This window comes from Thermostichus sp. MS-CIW-36 (assembly GCF_054059035.1).
In genome coordinates this window covers 1-26,943 of sequence record NZ_JBSSBR010000015.1, presented here as the reverse complement: position 1 = coordinate 26,943, position 26,943 = coordinate 1, and the positions used below count along the sequence as shown (strand labels likewise).

At 55.2% G+C, this 26,943-nt stretch carries 27 protein-coding genes, 1 tRNA gene and 1 pseudogene; 15 read left to right on the top strand and 14 right to left on the bottom strand.

Going from position 1 to position 26,943, the window contains the following annotated elements; translation table 11 throughout:
* Positions 1 to 75 precede the first annotated feature (75 nt).
* From ACVWVQ_RS08275 to ACVWVQ_RS08260, 4 genes and pseudogenes are all read right to left on the bottom strand, one after another.
* On the bottom strand, positions 76 to 501 hold the full coding sequence (locus tag ACVWVQ_RS08275; RefSeq protein WP_414400555.1) for a hypothetical protein: 426 nt from the start codon (positions 499 to 501) through the stop codon (positions 76 to 78).
* Between the two features lie 43 nt (positions 502 to 544).
* Positions 545 to 1,372, bottom strand: a complete 828-nt coding sequence (locus tag ACVWVQ_RS08270; RefSeq protein WP_457507885.1) for a TlyA family RNA methyltransferase — start codon at positions 1,370 to 1,372, stop codon at positions 545 to 547.
* 95 nt (positions 1,373 to 1,467) lie between these two features.
* Positions 1,468 to 1,869, bottom strand: a pseudogene (locus tag ACVWVQ_RS08265) (ATP-binding cassette domain-containing protein); the annotation flags it as partial.
* Positions 1,870 to 1,880: 11 nt separating this feature from the next.
* Complete coding sequence (locus ACVWVQ_RS08260) at positions 1,881 to 2,591, bottom strand: Uma2 family endonuclease (RefSeq protein ID WP_414330056.1); 711 nt, start codon at positions 2,589 to 2,591, stop codon at positions 1,881 to 1,883.
* 152 nt (positions 2,592 to 2,743) lie between these two features.
* On the opposite strand from ACVWVQ_RS08260, the gene ACVWVQ_RS08255 reads away from it, so the two are divergent.
* The 4 genes from ACVWVQ_RS08255 (at position 2,744) to groL (ending at position 6,584) form a co-directional block, all read left to right on the top strand.
* Positions 2,744 to 3,223, top strand: coding sequence for a GNAT family N-acetyltransferase (locus tag ACVWVQ_RS08255; RefSeq protein ID WP_457507883.1), 480 nt, complete (start codon positions 2,744 to 2,746; stop codon positions 3,221 to 3,223).
* Positions 3,224 to 3,234: 11 nt separating this feature from the next.
* Positions 3,235 to 4,350, top strand: a complete 1,116-nt coding sequence (locus ACVWVQ_RS08250) for an NAD(P)/FAD-dependent oxidoreductase (RefSeq protein ID WP_457507882.1) — start codon at positions 3,235 to 3,237, stop codon at positions 4,348 to 4,350.
* An 88-nt stretch (positions 4,351 to 4,438) separates the two neighbouring features.
* Positions 4,439 to 4,765 (top strand): 30S ribosomal protein PSRP-3, encoded by a 327-nt coding sequence (locus ACVWVQ_RS08245; protein WP_414330048.1) that lies wholly within the window; start codon positions 4,439 to 4,441, stop codon positions 4,763 to 4,765.
* A 199-nt stretch (positions 4,766 to 4,964) separates the two neighbouring features.
* Positions 4,965 to 6,584 (top strand): chaperonin GroEL, encoded by a 1,620-nt coding sequence (gene groL, locus ACVWVQ_RS08240; RefSeq protein WP_414357711.1) that lies wholly within the window; start codon positions 4,965 to 4,967, stop codon positions 6,582 to 6,584.
* A gap of 30 nt (positions 6,585 to 6,614) precedes the next feature.
* Here the strand turns inward: groL and ACVWVQ_RS08235 are convergent, their stop codons facing one another.
* Both ACVWVQ_RS08235 and ACVWVQ_RS08230 read right to left on the bottom strand, forming a co-directional pair.
* Positions 6,615 to 7,010: a DUF4346 domain-containing protein gene (locus ACVWVQ_RS08235; protein WP_414407603.1), complete on the bottom strand. Its 396-nt coding sequence runs from the start codon at positions 7,008 to 7,010 to the stop codon at positions 6,615 to 6,617.
* Positions 7,011 to 7,196: 186 nt separating this feature from the next.
* Complete coding sequence (locus ACVWVQ_RS08230) at positions 7,197 to 7,829, bottom strand: DUF4384 domain-containing protein (protein WP_414407604.1); 633 nt, start codon at positions 7,827 to 7,829, stop codon at positions 7,197 to 7,199.
* Between the two features lie 260 nt (positions 7,830 to 8,089).
* On the opposite strand from ACVWVQ_RS08230, the gene ACVWVQ_RS08225 reads away from it, so the two are divergent.
* The 6 genes from ACVWVQ_RS08225 to ACVWVQ_RS08200 all read left to right on the top strand — a co-directional run bounded on the left by ACVWVQ_RS08225 (position 8,090) and on the right by ACVWVQ_RS08200 (position 13,122).
* A complete protein-coding gene (locus ACVWVQ_RS08225) occupies positions 8,090 to 8,527 on the top strand; it encodes a tetratricopeptide repeat protein (protein ID WP_457467236.1) in 438 nt (145 codons plus the stop codon).
* A gap of 85 nt (positions 8,528 to 8,612) precedes the next feature.
* Positions 8,613 to 8,697, top strand: a tRNA-Ser gene (locus ACVWVQ_RS08220).
* A gap of 70 nt (positions 8,698 to 8,767) precedes the next feature.
* Positions 8,768 to 8,935, top strand: coding sequence for a hypothetical protein (locus ACVWVQ_RS08215; RefSeq protein ID WP_457507881.1), 168 nt, complete (start codon positions 8,768 to 8,770; stop codon positions 8,933 to 8,935).
* Between the two features lie 172 nt (positions 8,936 to 9,107).
* The gene (locus tag ACVWVQ_RS08210) at positions 9,108 to 12,188 is read left to right on the top strand and encodes an anti-phage-associated DUF499 domain-containing protein (protein ID WP_457507879.1); all 3,081 of its coding nucleotides are present in this window, start codon (positions 9,108 to 9,110) and stop codon (positions 12,186 to 12,188) included.
* Positions 12,185 to 12,862, top strand: coding sequence for an anti-phage-associated DUF3780 domain-containing protein (locus ACVWVQ_RS08205; protein ID WP_083757646.1), 678 nt, complete (start codon positions 12,185 to 12,187; stop codon positions 12,860 to 12,862). The genes ACVWVQ_RS08210 and ACVWVQ_RS08205 overlap by 4 nt, the downstream gene beginning before the upstream one ends.
* 41 nt (positions 12,863 to 12,903) lie before the next feature.
* Entirely contained in the window at positions 12,904 to 13,122 is a 219-nt protein-coding gene (locus tag ACVWVQ_RS08200; protein WP_041437369.1) for a hypothetical protein, read from the top strand.
* 89 nt (positions 13,123 to 13,211) lie between these two features.
* Here ACVWVQ_RS08200 and ACVWVQ_RS08195 read toward each other — a convergent pair whose 3' ends face one another.
* Positions 13,212 to 13,382, bottom strand: coding sequence for a DUF5615 family PIN-like protein (locus ACVWVQ_RS08195; protein ID WP_187147225.1), 171 nt, complete (start codon positions 13,380 to 13,382; stop codon positions 13,212 to 13,214).
* Positions 13,382 to 13,621, bottom strand: coding sequence for a DUF433 domain-containing protein (locus ACVWVQ_RS08190; protein ID WP_457442712.1), 240 nt, complete (start codon positions 13,619 to 13,621; stop codon positions 13,382 to 13,384). The genes ACVWVQ_RS08195 and ACVWVQ_RS08190 overlap by 1 nt, the downstream gene beginning before the upstream one ends.
* Before the next feature lie 52 nt (positions 13,622 to 13,673).
* Between ACVWVQ_RS08190 and ACVWVQ_RS08185 the strand changes: the two genes are divergently transcribed.
* Positions 13,674 to 16,499, top strand: coding sequence for an anti-phage-associated DUF1156 domain-containing protein (locus tag ACVWVQ_RS08185; RefSeq protein WP_457507877.1), 2,826 nt, complete (start codon positions 13,674 to 13,676; stop codon positions 16,497 to 16,499).
* A 21-nt stretch (positions 16,500 to 16,520) separates the two neighbouring features.
* On the opposite strand, the gene ACVWVQ_RS08180 is transcribed toward ACVWVQ_RS08185, so the two are convergent.
* A complete protein-coding gene (locus tag ACVWVQ_RS08180) occupies positions 16,521 to 16,970 on the bottom strand; it encodes a HEPN domain-containing protein (protein WP_414398902.1) in 450 nt (149 codons plus the stop codon).
* The gene (locus ACVWVQ_RS08175) at positions 16,930 to 17,445 is read right to left on the bottom strand and encodes a nucleotidyltransferase domain-containing protein (RefSeq protein ID WP_414357407.1); all 516 of its coding nucleotides are present in this window, start codon (positions 17,443 to 17,445) and stop codon (positions 16,930 to 16,932) included. Before ACVWVQ_RS08175 ends, ACVWVQ_RS08180 begins: the two co-directional genes overlap by 41 nt.
* A 102-nt stretch (positions 17,446 to 17,547) precedes the next feature.
* Here ACVWVQ_RS08175 and ACVWVQ_RS08170 point away from each other — a divergent pair, with 102 nt between their 5' ends.
* Positions 17,548 to 20,259, top strand: a complete 2,712-nt coding sequence (locus ACVWVQ_RS08170) for a phospholipase D-like domain-containing anti-phage protein (RefSeq protein ID WP_414406739.1) — start codon at positions 17,548 to 17,550, stop codon at positions 20,257 to 20,259.
* Between the two features lie 94 nt (positions 20,260 to 20,353).
* Here ACVWVQ_RS08170 and ACVWVQ_RS08165 read toward each other — a convergent pair whose 3' ends face one another.
* Positions 20,354 to 20,968, bottom strand: a complete 615-nt coding sequence (locus ACVWVQ_RS08165; RefSeq protein ID WP_414357405.1) for a Uma2 family endonuclease — start codon at positions 20,966 to 20,968, stop codon at positions 20,354 to 20,356.
* Between the two features lie 194 nt (positions 20,969 to 21,162).
* Positions 21,163 to 21,777 (bottom strand): Uma2 family endonuclease, encoded by a 615-nt coding sequence (locus tag ACVWVQ_RS08160; RefSeq protein WP_414357404.1) that lies wholly within the window; start codon positions 21,775 to 21,777, stop codon positions 21,163 to 21,165.
* Between the two features lie 362 nt (positions 21,778 to 22,139).
* On the opposite strand from ACVWVQ_RS08160, the gene ACVWVQ_RS08155 reads away from it, so the two are divergent.
* From ACVWVQ_RS08155 to rsmD, 3 genes are read left to right on the top strand one after another with little or no spacing between them, the layout of a single operon-like run.
* Complete coding sequence (locus ACVWVQ_RS08155) at positions 22,140 to 22,901, top strand: HEAT repeat domain-containing protein (RefSeq protein ID WP_457507875.1); 762 nt, start codon at positions 22,140 to 22,142, stop codon at positions 22,899 to 22,901.
* Between the two features lie 54 nt (positions 22,902 to 22,955).
* On the top strand, positions 22,956 to 23,828 hold the full coding sequence (locus ACVWVQ_RS08150) for a Sll0314/Alr1548 family TPR repeat-containing protein (RefSeq protein ID WP_457507873.1): 873 nt from the start codon (positions 22,956 to 22,958) through the stop codon (positions 23,826 to 23,828).
* Between the two features lie 9 nt (positions 23,829 to 23,837).
* Positions 23,838 to 24,389: a 16S rRNA (guanine(966)-N(2))-methyltransferase RsmD gene (gene rsmD, locus ACVWVQ_RS08145; protein WP_414357400.1), complete on the top strand. Its 552-nt coding sequence runs from the start codon at positions 23,838 to 23,840 to the stop codon at positions 24,387 to 24,389.
* Here the strand turns inward: rsmD and ACVWVQ_RS08140 are convergent.
* On the bottom strand, positions 24,386 to 25,006 hold the full coding sequence (locus tag ACVWVQ_RS08140; protein WP_414330028.1) for a hypothetical protein: 621 nt from the start codon (positions 25,004 to 25,006) through the stop codon (positions 24,386 to 24,388). The two genes, rsmD and ACVWVQ_RS08140, sit on opposite strands and share 4 nt — an antisense overlap.
* Positions 25,007 to 25,051: 45 nt before the next feature.
* Positions 25,052 to 26,593: a glycogen synthase GlgA gene (gene glgA, locus ACVWVQ_RS08135; protein WP_414418157.1), complete on the bottom strand. Its 1,542-nt coding sequence runs from the start codon at positions 26,591 to 26,593 to the stop codon at positions 25,052 to 25,054.
* Positions 26,594 to 26,943: the final 350 nt, after the last annotated feature.

Genomic DNA, 26,943 nt, shown 5'->3' with positions numbered 1-26,943 from the left:
GCTAAGAGTTGTAGATTAAAATAACGAGCCCTAGATTTTCCTAAAATCTTGTTGCAAAACCAGGAATAGGGTCACTTAATCTTCTTCAAAAAGCCAGTTGTAAATCTTGCTCAAGTGGGGCCAAGCGGGACGGCGGTTCCCTCCCTCCTTCAGGTTGGATTTGACGCCCTCAATCTGCTCGGGATCCCGTGCCAAGATTTGCTTGATGGTCTCCACCTGCTGACGTACCCCCGTTTTTTTCAGCTCCAGCATGGCCAGGGTCAGATTCACACGGGGCTGAGCATCCACCGGATCCAACTTTACAGCAGTTTGAGCGGCCTTCAGAGCTTTTTCCGCCTGCCCCTCCAGAAGATAAAGCCAGGACAAGCACGTCCAAGCCGCCGCCGCCTTTGGGGATCCCTTACAGATTGACTCAAAAGAGGGAATTAACGTCTTGGCTGCTTCCCCGGATTCATAGCGCCGAATCCCTTCCTGAAACAATTCTTCAATTTTTTGGCTCATCTCCCCCAACCCAGCACATCAACCTATTGACAAAATCGACGATCTATGCATGTAAAGTCGCTCTTGCCTGCTCGCTCATCTGTTGTAGCGCACTGCCGCTGGGGAGAGGGATCCCTTCTCCTTCAGCCAGCCAGAGCCAATACTCGATATTGCCGGCAGGGCCAGTGATGGGCGACCACGTGTAGCCTTGCACCTGCCAGCCCTGGGCCACGGCCGAGCGCATCACCGTCTCCAGCACGCGGGCATGGATAGCCGGATCCCGTACCACCCCCTTTTTGCCCACCTGGTCTCGGCCCGCCTCAAACTGGGGCTTCACCAGCAACAGCGCCTCCCGTGGGAAACGCAACAGGTTCCACAGCGGAGCTAGCACCTTAGTCAGGGAAATAAAAGACAGGTCTACCACCGCCAAATCCGGCCAGCTCTGGGGAGGTGCCTCGCTTCCGTATAGATCCTCCGGCTGCAGATGGCGCAAGTTGGCCCGCTCCTTTAGGATCACCCGCGCATCCGTTCGCAAAGACCAAGCCAGTTGCCCATAGCCCACATCCACTCCGTAGACCCGCTGGGCTCCCCGTTTCAACAAGCAGTCTGTAAAACCTCCTGTGGAAATGCCCCCATCCAAACAAATACGACCCTGCACCTGAACAGGAAAAGTTTGCAGCGCCCCCTGTAGCTTTTCTCCCCCCCGTGAGACAAAAGCAGGCCCAGACTGGACTTGCACCGCTGGATCCCCGCTCACCCAGGTTCCAGGCTTTTCCGCCCGCACCCCATTTAGAAAGACTTCTCCTGCCAAAATGGAGCGTTGCGCTTGCTGGCGTGAGGAAAAATATCCGCGCTCCACCAACCAGCTATCCAGACGCACCCGCTTGGCCATCTCGCCGGTGCCTCACCTTGCATAGATCTTCCCGCCCATTAGAATAGGCGAGCGGGATCCCAACTGACCAGAATTGAGGGATCGCCAACAGCAGATTAGCCGAACCGTCCGCTCACGTACTCTTCCGTTTCCCGATGGGCGGGAGCGTTGAAGATTTTCTCGGTACGGTTAAACTCCACCATCCGTCCGTAGCGGATCCCCTCTTCGTCGACTTCAGTGTTGAAGAAGGCGGTAAAGTCGGAGACCCGCGCTGCCTGCTGCATGTTGTGGGTAACGATAATGATCGTGTAGCGACGGCCCAGTTCCTTGAGCAACTCCTCAATGCGCAACGTGGAGATTGGATCCAACGAGGCACAAGGCTCATCCATCAGGATAACCTCCGGCTGGATGGCCAAGGTGCGGGCAATGCAAAGACGCTGCTGCTGTCCCCCCGAAAGGGAGAGCCCACTCATCTTCAGCTTGTCTTTCACCTCATCCCAGAGGACGGCCTGAAAGGGATCCCTGGGCTTCAGCTCTCCAAATCGGGATCCTCACCCAAAGCCCGCAATCTTGCCGCCAGACGCTCCGCCCGTTGATGTTCTCGCTCCGCCCTTTGGCGTTCTTGCTCGGCCCGTTCCCGCTCCAACTCAGCCCGTTCATCGCCGGTCAGCAGCAACTGCCCTTGGGCATCACACCAGCGCAGCCAGCGAGCTTGTTTCCCCTCAAAAACGCCTTCCCACACCGTCAGGCCCAGCCCCACCTGTTCTAGCCAGGTCTCGGTCATTTCCGCGTAGTGGCGGCCCCGCAGTTCGAAAATGCGCAACTCCTCTGGCCCCAGCTCATGATTGGGATCGAAGACCGCGTAGTAGCTAACTCGCATCTGCTCATAACGGCTCAGCTTGCCTTCCAGCTCGTCGCCTTCGCGGTTGGAGACGATCTCGATCACCACATCCGGCGGCTTGTCAAATTGCCAGAGCAGGTAGCAACGGTTTTGCTTCTCCCACCATTGCTCCGGCACCGTGACGTCCAGGCTGAGAAAAACATCCGGCACAATCGGGGGCCGACCGATGGCGGTGTAGATGCCTACATTTGCCGCTGCTAAAAAGGTTTTGCCGCGCAAAGCGCTGTAGAGAGCCCCTGTCAAGAGGCGCTGCTGCTTTTCGGAGGCGAAATTATCCACCGGGGTATCGTCCTCCGTCACAAGGTCGGCAACGTCGGGAACCAGCAGTTCAGTATCCATGGGCAGATGGGGGTGGGGATGCCAGTGATCTTAGCCGCTCACCTCAGGGATCCTCTGCTCCCTGAGAAACAGAGAAAACAGAGTCCTCGAGCAAGCCCAGGTACAATCGAGAAAGCTTTACTTAACGATGATTTCTTTTTCTTCGCTGCTCGATGCAGATCGACATCCGTCCTGCGGAAAACTCGGACAGTGCGGCTCTGCTCCACATTTTGCAAGTGGTCTTTGCGGAGTATCCAGGCTGTGTATTGGACATCGAAGAGGTGCCGGAGTTGCTTCAGCCTGCCACAGCTTTCGCGGAGATGGGGGGATCCCTTTGGGTGGCGCAGCATCAGGATCAAGTGGTCGGCTGTGTCGGCCTTGTGCCCGATGGGATCCCTGGGCGCATGGAGCTGAAAAAACTCTACACTCTGCCCGCAGTGCGCGGTCGGGGTTTGGGTCGGCGTTTGATTGAACAGGCCGAATTTGCGGCTCGGCAGCAGCAGGCGGACTCTCTGCATCTGTGGACAGATACTCGCCTCACGACGGCTCATCGGGTTTATGAGCGGCTCGGCTATGTGCGTCTGCCGGAAATTCGTGAATTGCACGATCGCAGCAACTCTGTGGAGTATCACTACGAAAAGCGTCTCCGTTGAGGGTCGGGCTGTTGAACTGTGATGCGTTGGTGATTGGCTGTGGAGTGGTGGGCTGTGCCATTGCCTACGAATTGGCCACAGCTGGGCTGTCGGTCATTGGAGTGGATGCCGGGGAGCCGGCCTCAGGCGCCGCGGGCGCGTCGCTGGGGGTGTTGATGGGGATCTGCAGCCGCCAGCCTAGCGGGGAGGTGGTGCAGTTGCGTCTAAAAAGCCTGGAGCTGTTCGATCCCCTAATCGCGCGGCTGGAGGAAGACCTGGGCCGGAGTTTGCCCGTCAATCGGCGCGGCATTCTCAAACTCCTCAGGGAGGAGGAAGTGGAAGCTTGGCAAGAGACCCTGGCGGCCCGCCGACAAGCAGGTTACCGCCTAGATCTGCTCAGCCCTGCCGAAGTGGGATCCCTGCAACCCGGCCTGCGCAGCGACCTGGCAGGGGCCATCTACTCTCCCCAGGATCGACAAGTCCAACCCAAGCTCCTAACCCAGGCCCTCTGGGAAGCAGCCCAACGCAAGGGATCCCGCTTTTTCTTCCACCAGCCTGTCCAGAAGATTCAGCGCAGCTCGGATCCCCCCTTTCGCCTGCAAACGGTTTACACGCCCGCTCTCACCCTCTCGGCAGGGCACGTCATCCTGGCGGCAGGTCTGGGCAGCTCTCCTCTGGCCAAAGAGCTGGGGCTGCAGGTGCCGCTGCAAGCGGTCAAAGGTCAGGCCCTGCGGGTCAAAGCCCCCGGGATCCCCCTGGGGCCCGTGGTCACCGACGCGGATCTGCATCTGGTTCCTTTGGGCGATGGATCCCTGTGGGTGGGGGCAACAGTGGAATTTCAGGCCCCTCATCTCGAGCCGACGCTGCTGGCGCTACAAGATCTGCTGGCCCGCACCATCCGACTCTGCCCGGCTTTGGCCGCAGCAACTTTGTTGGATCATTGGGCCGGCCATCGGCCTCGACCGGTGGGACAGCGCGCCCCCATCCTGGGTTGGGCTCCTGGCTACGCCAATCTGCTCATTGCCACCGGCCATTATCGCAATGGAGTGTTGCTGGCCCCGATCAGCGCCGCCATCCTGCGGGACTTGGTACTGAAAGGGGAAACAGCCCTCTGTGATCTAGGGCCCTTTGCCCCCAGACAGGGCTGAGCCCGTATCCATCTTCCGGCTCTCGGCCCGCCGATGGACAGGACATATGTCAGAATGAAAGGCTGCCTGGTTAGGATCGGATCGTCCGTTGAGTAGCCCAAAGGAGAAGAGAGCCTTGCCGAAGTTCGCCCTAAAAGCCCTCTGGTTGGAAAACGATTTGGCTATTGCCGTCGATCAGGTGGTGGCCAAAAACCGCAGCCCCCTCACCCACTACTTTTTCTGGCCGCGGGATGACGCTTGGGAGCAGCTTAAGGCTGAGCTGGAAAGCAAAACTTGGATCAGCGAAGTGGATCGCATCGAGCTGCTTAACCGAGCCACCGAACTCATCAACTACTGGCAAAACGGCGGGCGCAACCGCCCCATCAGCGAAGCCCAGGCCCAGTTTCCCGACATCCTGATCGGCGGCAACTCCTAGCCCTCTCCCCCCTGTCAGCCAAAACGTGACTCCGGATCTGCCCATCTTGCTCAGGCTCCCGTCTTTGGGCTAGATTGGCACTCGGGAGTTTAGAGTGCTAACTCCCTGCTAGCCGAGCCGGAGGATTCCTGGGAACCCCACTCCGCCTGGCAGTACCCAAAGTAGGAGCCCAGTCAGACTTACGAGGATCGCGGATTCTATGGCAAAGCGGATTCTGTTTAGAGAAGAGGCCCGCAAGGCATTGGAGCAGGGCATCAACCAACTGGCGGATGCAATCAAGGTTACGATTGGCCCCAAAGGACGCAACGTGGTCTTGGAGAAGAAGTTTGGTGCCCCCCAAATCGTCAACGACGGGGTCACGATTGCCAAGGAAATTGAGTTGGCCGATCCTTTGGAGAACACAGGCGCCCAGTTGATGCGGGAAGTGGCCTCTAAGACCAACGATGTGGCCGGAGATGGTACCACCACAGCCACCATCCTGGCCCAAAGCATGGTGCGGGAAGGGCTCAAAAACATCTCGGCGGGCGCCAACCCTGTGGCTCTGCGGCGCGGCATTGAAAAGACCACCGCCTACTTGGTGGAGCAAATTGCAGCTCATGCCAAGCCTGTGGAAGGCCGTAAAACCATCGCCGAAGTAGCCACTATCTCTGCTGGCAATGACAGCGAAGTGGGAGAGATGATCGCCAAGGCCATGGATGCTGTAGGGCGAGATGGGGTGATCACGGTCGAAGAATCCAAGTCGCTGGAAACCGAGTTGGACGTGGTGGAGGGGATGCAGTTTGACCGCGGCTACATTTCCCCCTATTTCGTCACAGACTCGGAGCGGATGGTGGCCGAGTATGAGAATGCTTATCTGCTGATTACCAGCAACAAGATCTCCAGCCTGCAAGATCTGGTGCCCATCCTAGAGCGGGTGGCCCGCGAGGGTCGGCCTCTTCTGGTCATTGCGGAGGATGTGGAGGGAGAGGCTCTGGCCACATTGGTGGTGAACCGCCTGCGGGGGGTACTCAATGCGGTGGCGGTCAAGGCTCCGGCTTTTGGGGATCGGCGCAAAGCCATGCTGGAAGATATTGCCATTCTCACCGGCGGGCAGCTCATCTCTGAGGATGTGGGCATCAAGTTGGATAAGGTCACTCTGGACATGATGGGGGTAGCCCGCAAGATCACCGTCACCAAAGACAAGACCACCATTGTGACCGATGGCAGCACCAAAGCGGCGGTGGAAAAGCGAGTGGCTCAAATTCGCAAGCAACTGGAAACCACCGATTCCGAGTACGACCGCGAAAAATTGCAAGAACGCATCGCCAAGTTAGCTGGGGGGGTAGCAGTCATCAAAGTGGGGGCTGCCACTGAAACCGAACTCAAAGATCGCAAGCTGCGCATTGAGGATGCCCTAAATGCCACCCGAGCTGCGGTGGAAGAAGGGATCGTCCCTGGCGGCGGGGCGACGCTACTGCACCTCTCCAAAGGGATCCCGGCTTTCAAGGCCAAGTTGAATGCCGAAGAACAGGTGGGGGCAGAAATTGTTTACCGAGCCTTGCAGGCCCCTCTCTTTCAGATTGCCCACAATGCCGGTCTGGAAGGGTCAGTGGTGGTGGAAAAGGTTTTGGAGAAGGAGATGCCCTTTGGCTTCGATGCCCTGAGCGGAACCTATGTGGATATGTTTGCCCAGGGGATCGTCGATCCGGCCAAAGTGGTGCGCTCAGCGCTGCAAAACGCGGCTTCCATAGCCGGAATGTACCTCACAACCGAAGCGATTGTGGTGGAAAAGCCTGAGCCCAAGCCGGCGGCTGGCTCTGCACCTAAGGGGATGATGTAGTCTTGCGAAAGTGAGCTTTCTGGGAAGGGATCAGTCTTGGATGTACTCCTCGCCAGAGATCAGGGCAGCTTCGGCTTTTTGAAACTCCCTTCCCAAGTAGGCCGCATGGCTGAGCTGGGAGACCACTCTCTCCTGCTCCTTTTCAAAGATCTGTACACACAGTTCTTTGGCCGTGCGCCCAACATACACCCGTTCAGGGGATCGATTGACGGAGCCCTTTGCCGGGATCACAGCTCCTGTCTCCGGATCGGTGGCCAGCCCCCGCTCGTTGATGACGGTGCTGTAGTACTTGGCGCAAATGAGGTTCTGCTCCCGATCCAAGTAGATGACGAAATAGCCCGCCGGATCCAGATCCAGGGGTCGGCGGGAGAGATGGTCGTCAATACTGCGAATCTGCTCGCTCAGGGGATTGGAGGAAGGGGACATAGAACGGCTGACCCAGAACCACACAGGAGAAACGTAGCGGGGACTACCTTTGGCTGCTCTCATTGTGGCAGATGAACCCAATCTTTAGGCAACCTTTGGGAGAGTTGACTCCCTTCCCGGCCTGGTCATGCACCCAATCCAATGGGATCCTGTGCGGGCCATTCACCTGAGGTCTCAGAGCTTGGATTAGCGCGGGGCAACCCGATAGAACCGAGTGGCCGTCACCCACTGGTCAGAAGGGATCCCCTCGACGATGATGGCGCGGGCAATGGCATTGCCCAGTTGGGATCCCCGCACCCGCACATCGGCAAAGGATCCACTCTGCTCGAAAGAGGCGATCTCCTGGAAGTTGAGAGGACGGGGAGAGGCCACCGCCAACACCTGGGCTTGACCGAAAGGCGGAGCGATGGTCAACCGGTAGCTGGCCCCCGGCGGTGGGAAGGTGCGCACTTCTCCGGCCCGCAGAAACTCGTTGCCACCGGAAAAGCGGTTGGGCAAAATCAGGTGAGTACGGCCATCGGCTTGGATGCTGAACAGGTAGACGTAGGCATCGCGGTTGGTGCTCAGGGTAATAGAAATCGGCTCGCCAGGCCGGTAGATGGGGTTAGACCCGCGCCGATCCAGCTCCAGATTCACCCGCAGGTCGGAAGGAACGGGGTTGACAATGATGGAGCGGGTGCCAACATCCAACTGACGAGTATCGGCCAGTTGCAGCCTTTGTAAAGGAGGGTAGATGCCTAGGGTTTGCGGAAAAACAGCGGTGGTCGGAGCCACAGACAGCCCCAAAGCCAGCGGTAGGAAAAGCAGTTTGGCATTCATGGTTCACACCCAATCAATGGCTATGTTCATCCTAGGAAGGGGCACAGGTTGAGGGGGTCAGGCTTTGCGCAATCTCCAATCTCCTGCCGCGGCAGTTTCTCCTGCTGCAGATGGCATCACCCAGGGGGAAAAGACGCTGAACCGGCAGGGGCACAGCTCTGTTCTCGGCATCTAGGATGGGAATTGGGGGCAACACGTTTGGCAAGGGTTAAGCTGCAAATAACCTCACGCCAGGTTCCCATTCAACCCCAAACTTGCTCATGGCTCACGATAGCTACCAAGAGGGCATTGCAGCGGTACAAGCGGGCGATTTCCAGGCTGCCATCCGGGCATTTCGGCAGGCGGTTGCTGCCGATCCAACCCATACCGAAGCTCGTTACAAGCTGGCCTGGGTACTGGGCATGAGCGGCTATCTGGATCCGGCCCTGGCAGAGCTGGAAGCCGTTTTGGCGGCAGATCCCAACCATGTGGCAGCCCATTACAATCGAGGGGCCCTCCTCTTGCAAAAGGCCCAACTGGAAGCCGATGAGGATGGACAAATCGATCTGGCCGTTCTGCAACAGGCGGAAGCAGCCTTTCAAGCGGTGATGCGCTTGGATCCCACCGACCAACGGGCCTTTGCCTTCCTCAACTTGGTCAAGCGGGCCATTCGCAACCATCAGGCGTCCACTCAGGTCTCCGGCGGCAGTGGCGGGTAAATCTGTGGGGGTTGTGGTCGGCAGCGATTGCACAGCCAGAAACCCATTGCGTAACATAAGTAAAGCCTGGGGATCCCGGCAATTTGGAGAGGTGTCCGAGCGGTTTAAGGAAGCAGTCTTGAAAACTGCCGTGGTTCACGCCACCGTGGGTTCGAATCCCACCCTCTCCGTTTATCTTGAGGTAAAGCCCAACGGGTCGAAGCTAAAGAGATTCACTGGCCCAGAGGGGGAGCTATCCACATGACCATCCTTGATTTATCGACCTTGACCACTCAACAGCTCAAAGACATAGCTTGGCAGTTGCGGGGCACTCCCGCAGTGGAGCCCATCTATCGGGAACTGGGATCCCGACCCAAGAGCATAGTGATTGCACCTGAAGATCCCCAGTGGACAGAAAAGGTTAACTAAATCCTCACAGAGGGATCCCCATCCTGACCGTCGCATCCCAAACAAGGCGGGACATGAATATCGAACAGCCGCCCTTGCCTGCCTGTGTCAGCTCTGCTAAATACTAAACACCCCCCACAGTTCCTTTAGTTGAAGAGAGGGTCACCATCTTGGGTAGCAGGAGCTAGCCGCAATGATTCCCACCGTCAAAGACGTTTGTCAAATTCATCCTATGGCCTTGAACTACGCCATAGTTGAGCAAATTGAAAATCTGTCGAATGTTATCGAGCGTACAGCAGAGGATGCCCGGGCATTCTTCGCCAAAAACCACATTACCCGCGGGATGGATCTGTTGCTGCGTCAGGGGCTCAAACGGCTGGCAGGTCGCTCCGACCAAGCGGTGTTTGAACTCAAACAGGCGATGGGGGGTGGTAAAACCCACTCCATGATTGCCCTAGGGTTGCTGGCGCGGGATGCCGCTTTGCGTGCCGAGGTTGTGCCAGACATCACTCAAGATGCTCCTTTTGCCGACGCTAAACTGGTTGCCATCAATGGACGCCTCAAGTTCGAGCAACGGTTTATTTGGGGAGAGATTGCCCGGCAACTGGGGAAAGAAGAGGCTTTTGTCAAATTTTGGCAGCACGGAGCAGATGCCCCCAGTGAGCAGGATTGGATTGATTTAATTGGAGATGAACCCACCCTCATTCTATTGGACGAGCTGCCGCCCTACTTCGACTACGCCATTACCCGCATGGTGGGCGGAGGTACATTGGCGCAAGTGACAACCTACGCCCTATCGAACCTGCTGAGTGCCGCCTTGAAGTTAAAGCGCTGCTGCATTGTCATTTCCAACCTATCCGGCAGCTACGAAGGAGCCTCACGGGAACTGCAAAAAGCAATCGGTAACTTCGCTCAAGAAACCAACCGCCAAGCGCGATCCATCACACCGGTAGACCTGGGCACATCGGAAATTTACGACATTCTCCGCAAGCGGCTATTTAGCTCCCTGCCCAATGTACAAACCATTGATGCAGTTGCTTCTGCCTACGCAAAAGTGCTGGGAGATGCAGCCAGAGCCAAATCAATTGCCAAAACTGCCGAACAAATTGCCGCCGAAATTCATGCTTCTTACCCTTTCCATCCTTCGGTTAAGCACATCATTGCCCTATTTAAGGAAAACGAAAGCTACCGTCAAACTCGCGGCTTGATGCAGTTTGTTTCAAAAATAATCCAGTCGGTATGGGAGCGTCCCAGCAACGATGTCTACCTGATCGGTTGCCAGCATCTGAACCTCAACATCCCAGATGTGCGGGAAGAGATCAACAAAATCAGCAATCTACAGGGAGCGATTGCCCACGATATTGCGGCCAATGGCACTGCTGTCGCTGAACTGGTGGATCAAAAACTGGGCCATGATGCTGCCAGTCAGATTGCTGCCCTGCTGTTGACTGCCTCTCTGTCTGAATCAGTTGATGCCGTGAAAGGCTTTACCGAGGGGCAATTTTTGGAATACCTAGTAGCTCCTCAGCGGAATGTCAGCGAATTTCAGGATGCTTTTCAAGCGTTCCGTGCCAACGCCTGGTACCTGCACCGCAAAGAAAACGATGCTTGGTACTTTTCCAACATCGAGAACCTGCGTAAGCGCATTGATAGCCGTGCCCGCAACGCTCCCCAGCCGAAAATTGATGCGGAAATGAAGCGGCGGCTGGAAGAAATTTTCCGACCCCAACGGCGGATTGCCTATCAAGAGGTGCAAGCCCTGCCCAAAATTGATGAGATTCGCCTCAATGGCCCGCGGGTGTGCCTGGTACTCAGCCCAGACAGCAAAACACCCCCAGAAGAGGCCCAGCAGTTTTGGGAAAGTGTTCCCGAGAAGAACAACTTTTGTGTGGTTACCGGAGATGGCTCCAATCTGGCCAGCCTAGAAGACAAAACCCGTCGTTTGTGGGCCGTTGCCCGAGTACTGGAAGAAACCGGTGGAGACAAATCCCCCCACAAAGCAGAACTGGAGGAAGAGGCCGAACAAGCCGCCTACGACTTTAACGCCACTGTGGTCAGCCTGTTCAATCGGGTCTATTACCCCATCAAGGGCAAACTGACTCCTACCAAGCTCTCCATGACCTTTACGGGCAATACCTTCCATGCTGAAGAGCAGATCGAAAAAGCCCTATCCGATGTCGGTGCATCCAAGCTGTATGTCGATGTGGAAGCCAATGCCGAGGCGTTGCTGTCGCGAGCAGAAGACCTGTTGTGGCCGGCAGGGGGAGAGCGGCGTATCCCTTGGCGAGACGTGGTTTCCCGCACCATCACCAACGAGCGCTGGCCCTGGTTGCCCCCCAAAGGAATGGATACCCTGCGGCAGATAGCCGTCAGCCAAGGTCGCTGGCGGTACACCGAAGATGGATACATCGAAAAGGGGCCCTTTCCGCCCCCCCGCACATCCGTAGCCATCACCCAGCGAGAATACGATGACCGCACCGGTACGGCTACCTTGGAAATTCTGCCTCGAGATGCGGGCAAAAATGGCCGTGTTCACTACAGCTACACGCCCAATGTGGATGCCAACAGCCCTGTAGTGCCCGATACGATCTGGACAACCAATGCCACTGCCCTGTGGTTTGTCGCCATTGACCCGGATGGCCGGCACGAGACAGGGGATGTCTATGCTTGGAAGAATACGCTGACCCTCACCCACCAGCCTCGTATTGGCGGCGGCAAGCGCACCGTAGAGCTAACCGTGAAACCCCGTGGTCAAATTCGCTGGAACACCACGGGCATTAACCCACGGGAAGGCACCCTCTACACTGGCCCCATCGAACTAGAGGGATCAGAAGCCGTTACCATCTATGCCTACGCCGAAGATCAAGGGGTGAGCACCACTCGCAAATTCACGATCCCGGCGCTCGACCAAAAAGGGCCGGTGATTGACAAAAACAAACCGGCTAAGCTGCACAAGCGCCTCAACCCGCAAGGAAATAAGGCGAGTTATACGGCCATCAATCAGAGCAAGGCTTTGGGTGTGCGACTGGCGGGTGGGATCTCCCTAACCGTGGGGGAAGGGAACCGAGCCATCACCACCCGGTTTGGAAGCGATGTGGTGGTAAAAGCGGAAGACATTGAGCAGTTTATTGCGATAGCACGTCAGGCTTTGGGCAATGAGACGGCAGAGGTGAGTCTGCGCTTGAACGAACTACACTTCAGCAGCGGCCACGATTTGGAAGTCTTTTTGCATCGGTTGGAAATCAATCCTGAGCCGGGAGAGGTAGAGCAGTGAGCGATAAAAAATGGGAGACGGTGGGGTTCGGCTGTCCCAAAACCGTTGATCCCCACCACTTTGTGGTCGAAATACCTGCCGGCAGAACCGCTCCTGTGCTGATTTACGAAGTCTATGGCATCAAGGCGGGCATCAACGGACAGCCGGACATTGCGGAGCGCTGTGTTCTCAGCCGGTCTATCTGGAGCCAGATTGCTGAGGATCTCAAACAAGAGTTTAATGACCGCCTGCGGGCGAAAAAAATGAATCCGAGCCGTTGGACAACTGGCCGCAACCTCGTAGAACGTCTGCTGGGGAAGGAATTGCTGGTGCTGGCTTGGGCAGTAGAACGGGCCAAACCGGAGGCGATCCCCAATGCCATTCGCAACTGGAGAGGGCTGCGTCCAGAAGAGCGCTGGTGGCTTTACACCATGACAGCAGCGGCGACAGGGGGTGTCGATCACGGGAATATCGGTTGGCGCAAAGCCCTGCGCTATGCCCTCACAGAAAATCCCTTGACGGAACTGAGTGTGCCCACTCCGGTCAAGCGCCCATACCAGCCAGCTTGTTCCGATAGCTTGCGTAGCGAAGCCGTAGAAGCCGATCAACTCAGCCTGTTATCCTGCTTGCAAGAAGATCCCTCGCCCTTTTGGGATAGTGAAGCAACCATTGGCACGACAAAGCTAAGAGATTAAGTTATACTAGATAAAACCGCCTATTTGGGAGAATGCAAATGATGACAGAACTGCTGGAGAAAGCGATTAGCAAGTTAAAAGCTCTACCCACAGAGGAGCAAAATGCAATTGCCAGCCTGATTCTTGATGAGCTAGAAGACGATCAGCGATGGGAAGAATCCTTTGCTTCTTCAGCGGATATGTTAGCAAAACTCGGTGCCGAGGCAATAGCCGAGTATCAAGCAGGCAAGACGGAAGAATTAAACCCCGAAACACTGTGAAATCTCGCACCACTGCCCAGTTTCGCAAGTTGTTTAACGCTCTTCCAGAGTCCATTCCAGATTTGGACAAGCTAGACTTACAAAGGACGCTAATCCCGATCAAAAGTCAATATAATCCGCTTCTCTTGTGCAGCTCTAGCCAAGACCTCGAAATCTTTAGTACCTGGAGCTTCCTCTGAGAGCGATGCCACATCTAAGCCAGCATCTCGCAATAGACAGATACTTAAGCGTGGAAAATTTTCATTGACGAGAAATTGCATCAACTGACTTTATCTGAAAAACTGTGGAAGTTCATTTCACGCATACATTCTTGGATATAGCTAAACATAGCCCTAAGTGCTTCTGGAGTCAGCGTAGGGTAGTTTTCCAAAATCTGCTTTTCCGTCCAGCCTGCCGAAAATAGCCCCAAAATAAATTCCACCGATAGGCGACTTCCTCTGAAAACTGGCTTACCCAGGAGAATATCGGGATCCGAATGAATATAGTCTTCCCAGTTCACGGCTTAGGGCCCTAAGAGCTACCATGATCGATGGTATCGCCGGAGATCTCCCTTGTCCATCATCCCCCTTGCTTGGAAAGATAAGCCGAGTTTGATCGAGCGGCTCTTGCCTGCCCAAAAAATCAGCGCCGAAGCGCAAAAGGAACGCAAAGCTGGGGCTGGCCAAACCCTCACGGCGTTGGGGAGCTATTGGAAAGGGCGCAAACCTCTGATCCTGGCCAAAGCCTGCGTGTTGGGGGCCTTGCTCCCCGCCACCGACGATCCGGAAGCCGATCTGGAAATTTTTGAATTGCTGATGGGCATCGCCGACAGCAGTTTGGAACGGCGTTTGAAATCGCCACGGGACAAACCCAAATTGGCGCAACGCTCTTACCTGGAAAAACTGGAACTCTGCAAACGCCCGGAAGAATGCGACGATGCCACCCTCTACGGCCCCATTTGGGATCGGGTGAACCAACATTTGGGGACAAATGCCCACAGTTTCCCGGAATTGGTGGAACAACTGGGGATCTTGCGGTTTGGCCATCGCCCACGAGTAGGGGATACCTTCTGCGGTAGCGGTCAAATTCCCTTTGAGGCGGCAAGGTTAGGATGCGATGTCTATGCCAGCGACCTCAATCCCATTGCCTGTATGCTCACTTGGGGAGCGCTGAATATCGTGGGAGCCGATGAAGCCACCCGTCGGGAAATTGAAGCAGCCCAAAAAGCAGTGGCTGAGGCGGTGGATCGGGAAATTACTGCTCTAGGCATTGAGCATGATGAGCACGGCAACCGCGCCAAAGCCTACCTATACTGCCTAGAAACCCGTTGCCCCCACACCGGCTGGATGGTGCCGATGGCGCCCAGTTGGGTGATTAGCAAAACCCGCAAGGTGGTGGCCAAGTTAATCCCCAATTACGAACAAAAACGTTTTGAAATTGAAATTGTCACGGGAGTGAGCGAAGCGGAAATGAAAGCCGCTGCCAAGGGCACCGTTCAGGATGGCGATTTGGTTTACGTTCTGGATGGAGAAGAGTACCGCACGCCTATTAAGACCATTCGTGGGGATTACCGCTTGCCCGACGGCACCACCGGCAACAAATTGCGCCGTTGGGAAAAGCACGATTTTATGCCTCGCCCCGACGATATTTTTCAGGAACGGCTGTATTGCATTCAGTGGATCACCGCCGAAACATTGGGCAAGAGCCGTCAAGAAACCTTTTTCGCCAGCGTCACCCCCGCCGACCTAGAACGAGAGCGCAAAGTAGAGCAAATCGTTAGAGAAAACCTCGCCGCCTGGCAAGAAGCTGGACTGGTACCCGATATGCCGATTGAACCTGGAGAAAAAACCGATGAGCTAATTCGCACGCGGGGCTGGACGTATTGGCATCATTTGTTTAGTCCAAGACAATTGTTTATACTTTCTAGGATGTCAAATCGATTAAAGAAAGTTTCCACTCTTTCAGTAGATCTTTGTAAGATATTAGATTACTCATCTAAGTTGTGTCGATGGACTCCTGGAAGTCTAGGAAGACCTGGTGTTGCCCCGACTGCTGAAAAAGTTGCCCAAGTATTTTACAATCAAGCGCTTAACACTTTTTTCTCTTATGCCGAGAGAAGTTCTTGCGAGATTAGTGCTTATGTATCCAGATACGACCGTCGATATTCCCATCTAACCGGAATTTCTACTGTTCAATGTAAAGATGCCCGGGAACATAAAATAAGTTGTGACTGTGGAGTTACCGATCCCCCTTATGCCGATGCAATTCATTACCACGAAATCACCGAGTTTTTTATTGCGTGGTTGCGAAAGAATCCACCCAAAGAATTTGCCCATTGGGTGTGGGATAGTCGCAGAGCTTTAGCCATTCAGGGCAAGGGGGAAAAGTTCCGTCAGGATATGATTGCTGCCTACACTGCCTTAGCAAAGCATATGCCCGACAACGGCTTGCAAATTGTGATGTTCACCCATCAGGATGCCGAAGTGTGGTCGGATATGGCCAGCATCATGTGGGGGGCGGGCTTGCAAGTTACAGCCGCTTGGTACATTGCCACCGAAACCACTTCTGAACTCAAAAAGGGCGGTTATGTGCAAGGCACGGTGTTGCTGGTGGCGCGTAAGCGGTTGCAAGATACTTCTGCCTATCGGGATGAGCTGGTGGAAGAGGTGCGGCAAGAAGTTGCCCATCAGATTGAAACCATGGTGGGGCTAAATCAAAGCACCCAAGGCAAGGGGCGCACCGAAAACCTGTTTGAAGATGCCGATTTGCAAATGGCAGGTTATGCGGCAGCGTTGCGGGTATTGACGGGCTACCGGCGCATTGATGGACAGGATATGGTGGCAGCAGCCCTGCGCCCCCGACCCAAAGGCGAAAGAGATATCGTTCGGGAAATTATTGATTATGCCGTGCAGGTTGCCAATGAGCATCTTGTACCTGAAGGCATCGCGCAGGGGGTGTGGGAGGGGTGCTGTGGTGCAGAGCGCTTTTATCTGAAAATGATGGAACTGGAAGCGGTAGGGCTGAAGAAGCTGGACAACTACCAGAACTTTGCCAAGGCATTTCGAGTTGGCGACTATGGCGAATTGATGGCCTCTCAGCAGCCCAACAATGCCCGACTCAAAAATGCTCTAGACTTCAAGAAGAGCAGCTTTGAGGGCGAATTTGGCCGCTCAGCACTGCGAGCCGTTTTGTTTGCTCTCTACGAACTGCAGAAAGAGGCGGATAGCGATGAGGTGATGGAACACCTGCGGTCTTTGGTGCCCAACTACCACATGCGCCGGGATAATTTGGTGGCTTTTTGTCAATACATTGCCCGCAAGCGAGAACACCGCTATCCAGAAGAGTCCTCAGCCGCCGGGATCTTGCTCGCCCTTATCAGAAATGAACGCTTGGGTTGAAGAAGAAGTTATAGGATTAACTCACTCACAAGTTGTATTGTCAGGGCTTCCTTCAAGCTCAGCATCTGAGTTAAAGTATTTCTCAACAATCGACTTTATTTGGTTAACATAAGCTATAGCCTTGTCCGCATTTTTTTGTTTGTAGTATTCCAAGGGGACAATATCTACAGCTCCATAAAAAGCCAACTCCCTATCTTTGCGCATCTCAAATGATATGTTTTCCAGCAAGGCTATTTCCTCGTCAGAAAGCTCTGGGAACCGTTCTCTATTTTCTGCTACTTGGCCACCAGGGTCATGGGTTTTGCCGTAGTTTATTCCCTTAATGATTAGGCAAGCTTTGATGAATAACTCAATGATTTCTTGGCACATCCGAACTACATCAGCGTAATCGCCAACCTCATAGAAGAATGACAACGCTTGGATGCGATAATTAGCCCTTTGATAGTAGTCTCTTGCTAATTTCTTTCTCATCGTTATTCACCCAATAGGGGATCCCCCGGCATACTTTATACGTAATTAAACTGTCACAGATGAGTTGATTGACTATATCCCTGATCTGCGTGATGCAGTTCTGCTTTTCATAGATGATGTGGTGGTTGGTAGCCACTTCATAAGTCAAGCTGGCTGGCCTGCATAGCTCTGTGGGCTTTAGCAAGATAAAGTTTATCTCCAAGCCAAGAAGTTTTTCTAGATCCCTGCAGGTAGGAAGCAGTAAGTCATCTCTGCTTCTGCAATCGGGTATATTCTCTGCAATTACTAATAAATCGAGGTCAGAGCCGTGAACCCATGAATTATTGGCGCGGGATCCATAGACAACAATAGCCCACAGATCCGAGCCAAAGACGGATTGAATTTTCTCTTGAATAAGCCGCGCTTGTGCTTCGGATATTCCTATGCTGCGCTTCTCTCTGCCCTGAAAGCCTGCAGACTCTTGTACGGTTGACATGGCTACCTTGCGCTGATCAGCTTATTCTGCAAAGACGCTGCTTGCGCCTTCGGCTGCTCATTTTAAGGCTAGAGTATTGTTACAATTTTACCCCAGCCCGCCATGTCCAGCACTTCTTTCCTACGCCGTTTCAGTTCCCGCCAGCAGCGGCTCAGCCATGTCTTTCTCAAAGATCGCCTGGCAAAGGCACGCACCTACAAGCGCATTGCTGGGTACTTTCGCTCTTCTATTTTTGAATTGGTGACTGAAGAGATTACACACATCGAGCAGGTGCAGATCGTCTGTAACAGCGACTTGGATCCCTGGGATATTGCCATCGGCAAAGCTTCCCGCCAGGCCAGAGAAATGGCGCTCAAAGAAAAATGGAACGAAGAGAAAGGAGAATCGATCACCAGCCTATTACAGCGCCCCCGCTACCGTCAACTTTACGAAATCCTCAAAAGCGGCAAAGTGGAAGTGCGAGTGGTGTCAGCCGCAGATGCCCCCTTTCTCCACGGCAAAGCAGGTGTTATTGAGGCAAGAGATGGCACCAAATCTGCTTTTATCGGCAGCCTCAACGAAACGCGGCAGGGATGGCAAGAGCATTACGAAATTGTCTGGGAAGACCAGTCGCCAGAAGGGGTTGCTTGGGTCGAAGCGGAGTTTCAGTACCTGTGGGAACGGAGTGTTCCTCTGCCAGAAGCGATTGTGGAAGAGGTGGGGCGATTATCTCGCAAGGTAGAGGTATTTCTTCAAGACTTGCAACCTGTCGATGTTCCTGGAGCCGCATTGGTGGAAGCCCCTCTCTATCGCCGGGGTGAGGTTCTCAAACCATGGCAGCAGTCGTTTGTGGAAATGTTCCTGGAACACCGAGAGCTGTATGGTGCAGTGCGACTCATTCTGGCAGATGAAGTGGGGCTGGGTAAAACCTTGTCTTTGGCGGTTGCGGCGATGGTGGCGTGCCTTTTGGAAGATGGGCCAGCCTTAATTCTTTGTCCGGCTACCCTCTGCCAGCAGTGGCAAGTGGAACTCAAAGATAAACTGGGCATTCCCTCTGCTGTGTGGCTCTCCAACCGCAAGGTATGGCAAGATGCCAATGGGCACATCATCAAAACCAAGGGTGCTGAAGGTATTGGCCGTTGCCCCTATCAAATTGGTATTGTTTCTACGGGTCTCATCTTTCACAATGCCCCCGAAGCCCAATGCCTTTTGGAACGACGCTTTGGCACGATTGTCCTGGATGAGGCCCACCGCGCCCGCTGTACCCGTGGTGTCACGGTAAGGGATCCCAAACCCAACAATCTCTTGGACTTTATGGGCAAGGCGGCCACCCAGTCCAAGCACGTCCTTTTGGGCACAGCCACCCCCATCCAAACCCATGTTGAGGAACTGTGGGATCTGCTGGGAGTGCTCAACAGCGGTGCCGAGCATGTGTTGGGACGACGGCATCAGCAGTTGTGGCAGCAGACGCAAAGGATCCTGCCCATCTTGACAGGACAACAAGCAGTGACCGACGAGCATTTTGCCTGGAATTTGCTCCGCAATCCTCTGCCGCCATCTGTTGAGGATCCCTTGTTTGACCACATCCGCAGCGATCTGAAGCTCTTCAAAGGTCAACACTTCACAGATAAGCCCCTGACGGAATTGGAGGACTTCACCCGCCAAGAACTGCGAGATGCCCTGGAAGAGCGCCAACAGGGGCTGACTTTTTTCCAGCGACACAACCCAATTCTGCGCCATACCGTATTGCGAAAACGCTCTACCTTGGAAGAATTGGGCTTGCTTGAGCGGATTGCCGTCGATATTTGGCCGAGCGAGGGAGAGCAATTGCCCATGTTCTGTGGGCTGGGTTTGCTCACTTCTCCCGAATTTGATGTGGCCTATGAAGCTGCCCAAGATTTTGCTAGGGCTTTGAGACAGCGTACCCAATCCGCTGGGTTTATGAAAAGCATCATGCAAAGCCGGATCTGCTCCAGTATTGCCAGCGGCCTATCTACGGCTCAGAAACTACTGGAAAAGCGGCGTTTTTTTGAGGAGGACGGAGAAGAAGATTGGCTGTTAGACAACCTTCCAGAGATTTTAGAGGCAGAATATGCCCATTTGGAGCGCATTGTTAGCGTCTTGAGCCAAAAGAGCACGGATCCCAAACTCGATGCCGTCCTCTATTTCCTACAGGAACGACACTGGCTGGACTTGGGATGCATCATTTTCAGCCAGTATTTTGATACCGCCCATTGGGTGGCCAACAACCTGAGCCAACGTCTGCCTCAAGAAAGTGTGGCTCTCTATGCAGGCGCCCACAAGTCGGGTTTGTTTTTTGCCGGAGAATGGCGGAGCGCAGAGCGGGAAGATATCAAGAGAGCCGTGCGAGAGCGTACCATTCGGCTGGTGGTGGCCACCGATGCTGCTTGTGAAGGTCTGAATCTCCAAACTTTGGGCACGCTGATCAACATTGATCTCCCTTGGAATCCTTCCCGCCTAGAGCAGCGCATCGGGCGGATCAAGCGCTTTGGTCAGACCCGCGACCGTGTGGACATGCTCAACCTGGTGTACCACGGTACCCACGACGAAAAGGTATACGAGGTGCTTTCTCAGCGGATGAAAGATCGCTACGACTTGTTCGGTTCTTTGCCCGATACTATCGAAGATGAGTGGATTGAGAATATCGAAACTCTGGAGGCCAAATTGCAGGAGTTTACAGAGCGCAAGAAACAGGCCAACGCTTTTGAGCTGCGCTACGCAAGCACAGTTGAACCCAAAGGCCCAAGATGGGAGACCTGCGAAAAGGTGTTGTCCCGTCGGGATATTGTGGAACGTCTTTCAGAAGGGTGGTAGCCATATATCAGCCAATTCGATATGCTTCTGCCAATGGGCTGGAAAAAGTTGCCTCTGACCACGAGTTAATACGGGCGGAAGTGCCTTGACCATGCTAGGCTCCAGCCCGAAAAATCTGCTCAGCCGTGAGGTTTAATTCAGGGAAAACTTTAGAGCGAATCCGGTCATTGCCCCGAAATAATTGCGCCTGATATTCCTCATTGACCAGTTGGAAAACCGAGATTGTGGGAACCTTCGGCTCGCCAATGTACCGACGACCCCCCAACGCTTGGTAGTCAACGATCCAGTATTCGGCAATACCTAACGTCTCGTAGTCACTCAGCTTATGCCAGTAGTCATCTCGCCAGTTGTTGCTGGTGATTTCAATGACAAGAGGAATAGAGGTTCCGTGGATGAGCGTCGAGGATTTCTGCCACAGGGGTTCTCTGGCCAAGGCGGTACGGTCAATCACCACCCCATCAGGAGCGTAGGCAGTATCGCCTTCCGGCGCCTTGATCAAGGTGTCCCGACCTAGAAAATAGTTGAGGTTGCACCTGCGGATTTCTAATGCCAATTCGATGGCAAGAAAACCACTGATTTCATCATGTTTCCCTGTGGGCTGCATCTCAACCGCAACTCCGTTGTGTAGTTCGTATCGTCTGTTAGGTTTCCACTCCAGAAACTCAGCAAAAGTCATTGGCTTAGAAGACACAGCATAGGTAGCAGTCATAGTTTTTCCTCCCTTGAATGAGTTAAAACGCCCTAGATACTTCTGCAAACATTGTCGCCCATCTCATCCTTTAATAGTCTTTTATGGCATAGCCGTGTAACCCTAGCCAGAGCCAGATGTAGATATCTAGCAGAATCACTTCAGGCATTCCCAACTTGCCTCATCTACGTTTCAAGTGGGGGAGTAGGTTATTGTCAGGAGCGTGTTGCATTTGAATCTTGCTCTAATTCAATATCACCGTAAATGTCTGCCAGGGAAAAAGTGATGTTGACAGATGGCAGCGTAACAACATCATCCAGGGCATGGTAGTCCCTGAAGATCCACTCGACATTTCCCTGGCGGCGGTAGTGTTCTACACTGATTCGAGCTTGGTCAATTAGCAGATACTCCTGTAAAGTTGGGAGAGAGCGATAGGCAGCAAACTTCGCTCCTCTATCGTAGCTTTCGGTGGCAGGCGAGAGCACTTCCACAATTAAGATAGGGTTAGTGACAGTATCCTTGCGCCCTTCTTTAAGCTGAACTGGGTTTTGGATCACCATACCATCGGGATAGACATATTGTTCGAAGGCAGGTATGTAAAGTCTGAGATCACTAGAAAAAACGGAAAAACCCTTGCCTCTTAGCTTAAGCCAAAGTAGGGCATTGACACTGGTAATCAGTTGGCTATGAATGGGTGTGCCGCCAGTTATCTCAATAATTTCCCCATTGCGAAATTCACGGCGGATCCCGCCTGTGGCCTCTGATTCAGCTTCCAGGGCAAAGTATTCCTCTGAAGTGTGGGTTTTACGGGGGGCGAGGGCAGTGGTCATGGCATCTCCTCAGGCAGCGGCAGAATGGATCAAGCGGTCAGCCGGGTGTCGAGAAGCTCGACGCGGTGGCCTTCGGGTTCTCTCGGTCGCAAGTGCAGCCAACCTCTCTGCGTCCTTCGTCGGCCTCTCTACACTGAGAAGCATCCTGCGATTCTAGGGTAAAGACCGGTGGTGGGGAGCTGACGCTTTTGTTATCCTGTCGCATAAGCTCCCCCTCTGGGATCCCAGGGGAAAGTGGGCCAACCTTGCCTGACACTGAACGCCAGCACAGCCCCCATAATGTTCCCGCACAATGTCCTGCACAATGTTGTGTCAGCAAGACTTGGTTCTCGATGGCAGGTTTGCAGAGAGGACGTGACCTGATGTTTACTTGGCTCTGGACGAAACAATTTTCTCGCTTGAATCAAAGGCTACAGAGCCTGGAGGTAGCCCGCGAGGAAAACCTTCTGTCTCCCGATCTGAGCGCTCAAACTCTGCAGGTGGCCCCCGACTTTTGGGAACGGCAGCACCAAGCCTTTGTCTATGTGGATAAGCAAATGCGAAGGCTCAGCCGTCGCAGCAAGATTTGGGGAGGAATGGCGCTGCTGGCCATTCTGGCCGATGCGGCTTTGATAGTGGCAGGTCTGGCAGCGTTCCAGTCTTGGCAGCAGGTGCAGGCGGATCGCCAATTAACTCGCATTGCCCAGCAGACTGCGGCTGCCGATCCTGTGCAGCAAGCTTTTGAGGATCTGGTGGCTCAATTGCCCCAGATGAGCGGGGCAGAGCGATCTCGTGCCCTAGAGGCGTTGCAGGCTCTCTCGGCCATCTCGATGGCCTATGGCGGCTACTCCTCCGACGGTTCTGCGGGTATTTCTGTGTACAGCTCTGCTCTCCCAGCAACCCCTCTTGAGGCTCAACTGCAAACCATTTACCGGTTGGGGCAAATGCGGGTGGTGGAGGCGGTGCCGGCTTTGCTGACCAAGCTTGCGGACGATGAGCCGGTGGTGCGGGAGGCGGCGGCCCGTGCCCTCGGCCAAATTGGGGATCCGCGCGCCTTGGGTCCCTTGCACGATCTTCTGGCCTATGAGCCCAATGAGTTGGTTCAAGATGCCGCTATTGCTTCGATTGCCCAACTGCTGCGCTGAAGAGAGGGTTAGATGGGGGTGGGAGTTGAGGCACTGGGGATGAGTATCGGCAAAATGAGCAGGCTGAGCAAACTGCTGGGGGTGATTTGTTGGGTGTGGGGATCCGCTCTGCCCGTTTGGGCGCAGGATCCCTTCCGCAGCGGGGACAATGCCCGCCCCATCAGGCCGGAGGTGGCGGCAGCTTTTGAAGAGTTCTTCTGTTCAGGCCGCTACAGCCAGAGCCGGGAAAAACTGGCAATGGCCAAGAAGGCCTCCCCCGAAGAGCCGATGGTCTATGCCCTGTTGGCGGCGCTGGCTTATCAGGAGGGAGACCTGGAAGCATTTGCCCAGTTGGCCACTCAAACCCGACAGGTGGCCGCCGAGTTGAAAAAGACGGATCCCCTGCGGGGCAACCTTTATGAGGGCGTGGGCTATGGGCTGGAGGCAGCCAACATAGTGGTGCGAGATGGGGTGGTCATCGGTTTGCCCAAAGCTCTGCCCACCCTCAATCAATTGTTTGCTTCCATTCGGGCCGCCCAAGCAGTGGACAGCAGCGATCCGGAGCTGAATCTGCTCAACGGCTACATGGATTTGCTGCTGACCTACCGGGAGAAGGCTCTAAATCAGTTTCGGATGGCAGCTCCTGACTATCTGTCCTACCGCGGCCAAGCTCTGGCCTACCGGGATATGCAGCGCTTTGACGAGGCGCTGGAGGCGGTGGATCGAGCCATTGCTGCTTCTTGCAGCAACCCGGAGCTCTATTACCTCAAGGCGCAAATTCTGGTTTCCAAAGGGCAAGACCGAGAGGCCGTCCCCCTTTTCGATCAAGCCCTGCAAGCTTCTGCCCAACTGCCCCAACCTTTGGTGGAGCAAATCCAGATGGAGCGGGATCGCGCCGCCCAGCGCAGTGGGTTGACCGGCCAGTTGCCGACCACGCCTAGCCCCTGAAGGGATCCCATGAGCCTGCGCATCAGCGGCAAACGAGCGCTGCAAACTCCCGCTGGCTTGGGCACCCGACCCACCCCTGGCCGGGTGAGGCAGGCCTTGTTCAACATCTTGCAAGGGCAGGTGGAAGGCTGTCGCTGGCTGGATCTGTGCTGTGGGGCCGGTACGGTGGGGGCAGAAGCCCTGTGTCAGGGGGCCGCTTTTGTGGCCGGGATCGAGATTGCCGCCCCTGCCTGCCGCATCATCCGAGCCAACTGGGCCAAGGTGGCGCAGCCGGGGCAATCTTTCCAGGTCATTCAGGGGGATGCCCGCAAGCTGCTCAGCCGCGGCCTGAACTTGGAGCCATTTGATTACGTGTACTTTGCTCCTCCCTACGAGGCCGGTCTGTACGCCCCGCTCCTGCCCCTGATCCCGCCCTTGCTCAAGCCAGGCGGAACCTTGATCGTCGAGCATCGCAGCGGCCAGAAGCTACCAGACCAGGTGGGATCCCTGCTGCGCTTTGACCAACGAACCTATGGGCAAACGGCGCTGGCTTTCTATCGCAATCTGGAAGAGCAGCTCTAACTGGGAAAGGGGGTGCTGACAAAGCCGATTTCCAAGAGCTGCTGATAGGCTTGGGTGCCCAGCTCGCGGGTTGGGCCCTGGCTGTTGATGACCTGGATCAGCCAGCCCACAGCCTCCTCCGGTCGCCCGGCGGCGCGATAGACCACGGCCAAATCGTAGGCGGCTTGATCCCGGGCTTGGGCGGCAACACGGGCCAGCTCCCGCTGTTCTTCGGAGATGCGGTTTTGGATCCCGGCGAAGGCGCGGGAGAGATCTTGGTGGTAGTTGGAGCGCTGGTTGTAGGCGTTGAACACCTGTTGCAGCAGCTCGACAGCCTGGTCGTAGTTTTGCGCTTGGATGGCGGCATTGGCTTCGGCGGCCAGTTGTTCGGCTCGCAATGCGCTGAGGGCGCTGCTGGGCTGCTCTAGGGCGCGAAACTGCTGCGGATTGGGAATAAGCTGTTGCCCGGTGGGGAGCTGCTGAGCAGTGGCCCAGAAGGTGGAGCCCACGCCCAAGATGAGGCCGAGTAATACGCCGAAAACCAACCGCGCCCAAGAACGGCGCAGAAGGCTGAGCCCCTGTGCAATGGCGTCCTGGCGACAGCCTTGGGAAGCAACAGTAGGACGTCGTCCAATCATGTGCGGGTAACCCCCAAAACCTTTTTTGACCCGTTCCACTCTACCCTACTCCTCGTGCCTTTGCTGCAGCTCAGGGATCCCTTTGGAGCGAGGCTGGGAGGAGATGGGCTTCTTGAGCTTGGGCGGAGAGGAGCTGGGCGAGTTGGGTGGCTCTGGAGGCTTTTCCGGCAGCAGCGGTAGGTTGAGAATCAGCTCATACATGCGCAGGTATTCCAGCGCCGAGCGGTGCCAACTGAAATCGCTGGCCATGCCCCGCTTCTGCAGCGCTTGCCAAGTTTCTTTGTGCTGGAAGGCTTCCCAAGCCCGCGCCAGACAGGTGTAGAAGTCCAGGGCTTCGTAGCGGTCAAAGCAGTAGCCGGTGCCGATCCCCTTGCTGGGGATGTGGTGGCTGACGGTATCCACCAGCCCTCCCGTGCGGCGGACGATGGGCACACACCCATAGCGCATGGCGATCATTTGGCTGATGCCACAAGGTTCAAAGCGGCTGGGCATCAAAAACGCATCTGCCCCCCCGTAGATCAACTGGGCCAGCTTGGGTTGGTAGCCTTTTTGGTAGGCCATTTTGCCCGGGTGCCGCTCGGCCATCTCCCGGATCCGCCCTTCGTAGTAGGCTTCGCCGCTGCCTCCCAGCAAAACAAATTGCGCGTCGCTGTAGGCCAAAAAGCGATCCAAGGCTTGGATGAGCAAGTCGATCCCTTTTTGCTCCACCAAACGGGCCACCATGCCCATCAGGAAGGTATCTGGGTTAACGGTCAAGCCCAACTTGGCCTGTAGCGTGGCTTTGTTGGTCGCCCGCCCGCTGAGATCATCGATGCTGAAATTGGCCTCTAGGTCTGGGTCGGTGCGGGGATCAAACCTATCGATGTCGATCCCATTCAAAATCCCGCGCAACCGTTCCCCTTTCCAGGCCAACAAGTCCTGCAGTCCTTCCCCATGCAGAGGGGTGCGAATTTCCATCGCATAGGTGGGCGAGACGGTGTTCACTTGGTCGGCGTAGAGGATCCCGGCAGCCATGGTGTTGTGGGCAGAAAAATACCAGGGCAGCCAGGTCATGCGCTCCAGTTGCCAGCGCCAGGGCCCTTGGTAGGCCAGGTTGTGGATGGTGAACACCGTGCCAATATCGGGAGCTTGGTGCATCCAGGCCGGGATCATGCCGGTGTGCCAATCGTGGCAGTGGATGATGTTGGGTTTCCAGGGGTAGTAAGTCCAGGCAAATTCGGCTACGGCGTTGGCAAAAAAGGTGAAGCGCCAGAACTCGTCCTCGCCGTAGTAGATGCGGTGGGGAGCAAAGCAGTAGTGGCTGACCAAGTAGAGGGGCACATCGGTGCCGGGCAAAACGCTTTCGTAAATATCGGCCACCTGACCCATGACCTGTTTAGACCAGATGGGATCTTTCGAGCGGGGGTATTGCCCTGGTTCCTGGCCGAACTTGTCCCAGAGAAAGCCATACAGAGGCATGATGATGCGGACATCCTGCCCCAGCTTGCGCAAAACGACAGGCAGGGATCCCACCACATCCGCCATGCCCCCCACCTTGGCCAAAGGTGCTGCCTCTGCCGCTGCGAACAAAATCTTGGCTTGAACCACGCTGCCCTCCCTGGTGTTGTGGGCTCTACTCCACCGCCGTGAACGGATCCCGGCTCAGTTGCCCTCAGCCAAAACCCTTCCCATCCTAAAACACAAGGGATCCCTGCGCCGGATGAGCTGATGCAGCGCCTCATCTTGAGGTTATGTTGCAACTTATTGATTTTTCGTAAGATGGAAGGACAGTGCTGCTCAGAACTGTTGTGGGCGCTGCTGTATTGCACTTTATTCGTCGTCATTGTTCTGGAGAGACGTCCTATGACCATAGCGGTAGGGCGCGTGCGTCAGGAGCGAGGATGGTTCGACATCGTCGATGACTGGCTCAAGCGCGACAGATTCGTGTTCATCGGCTG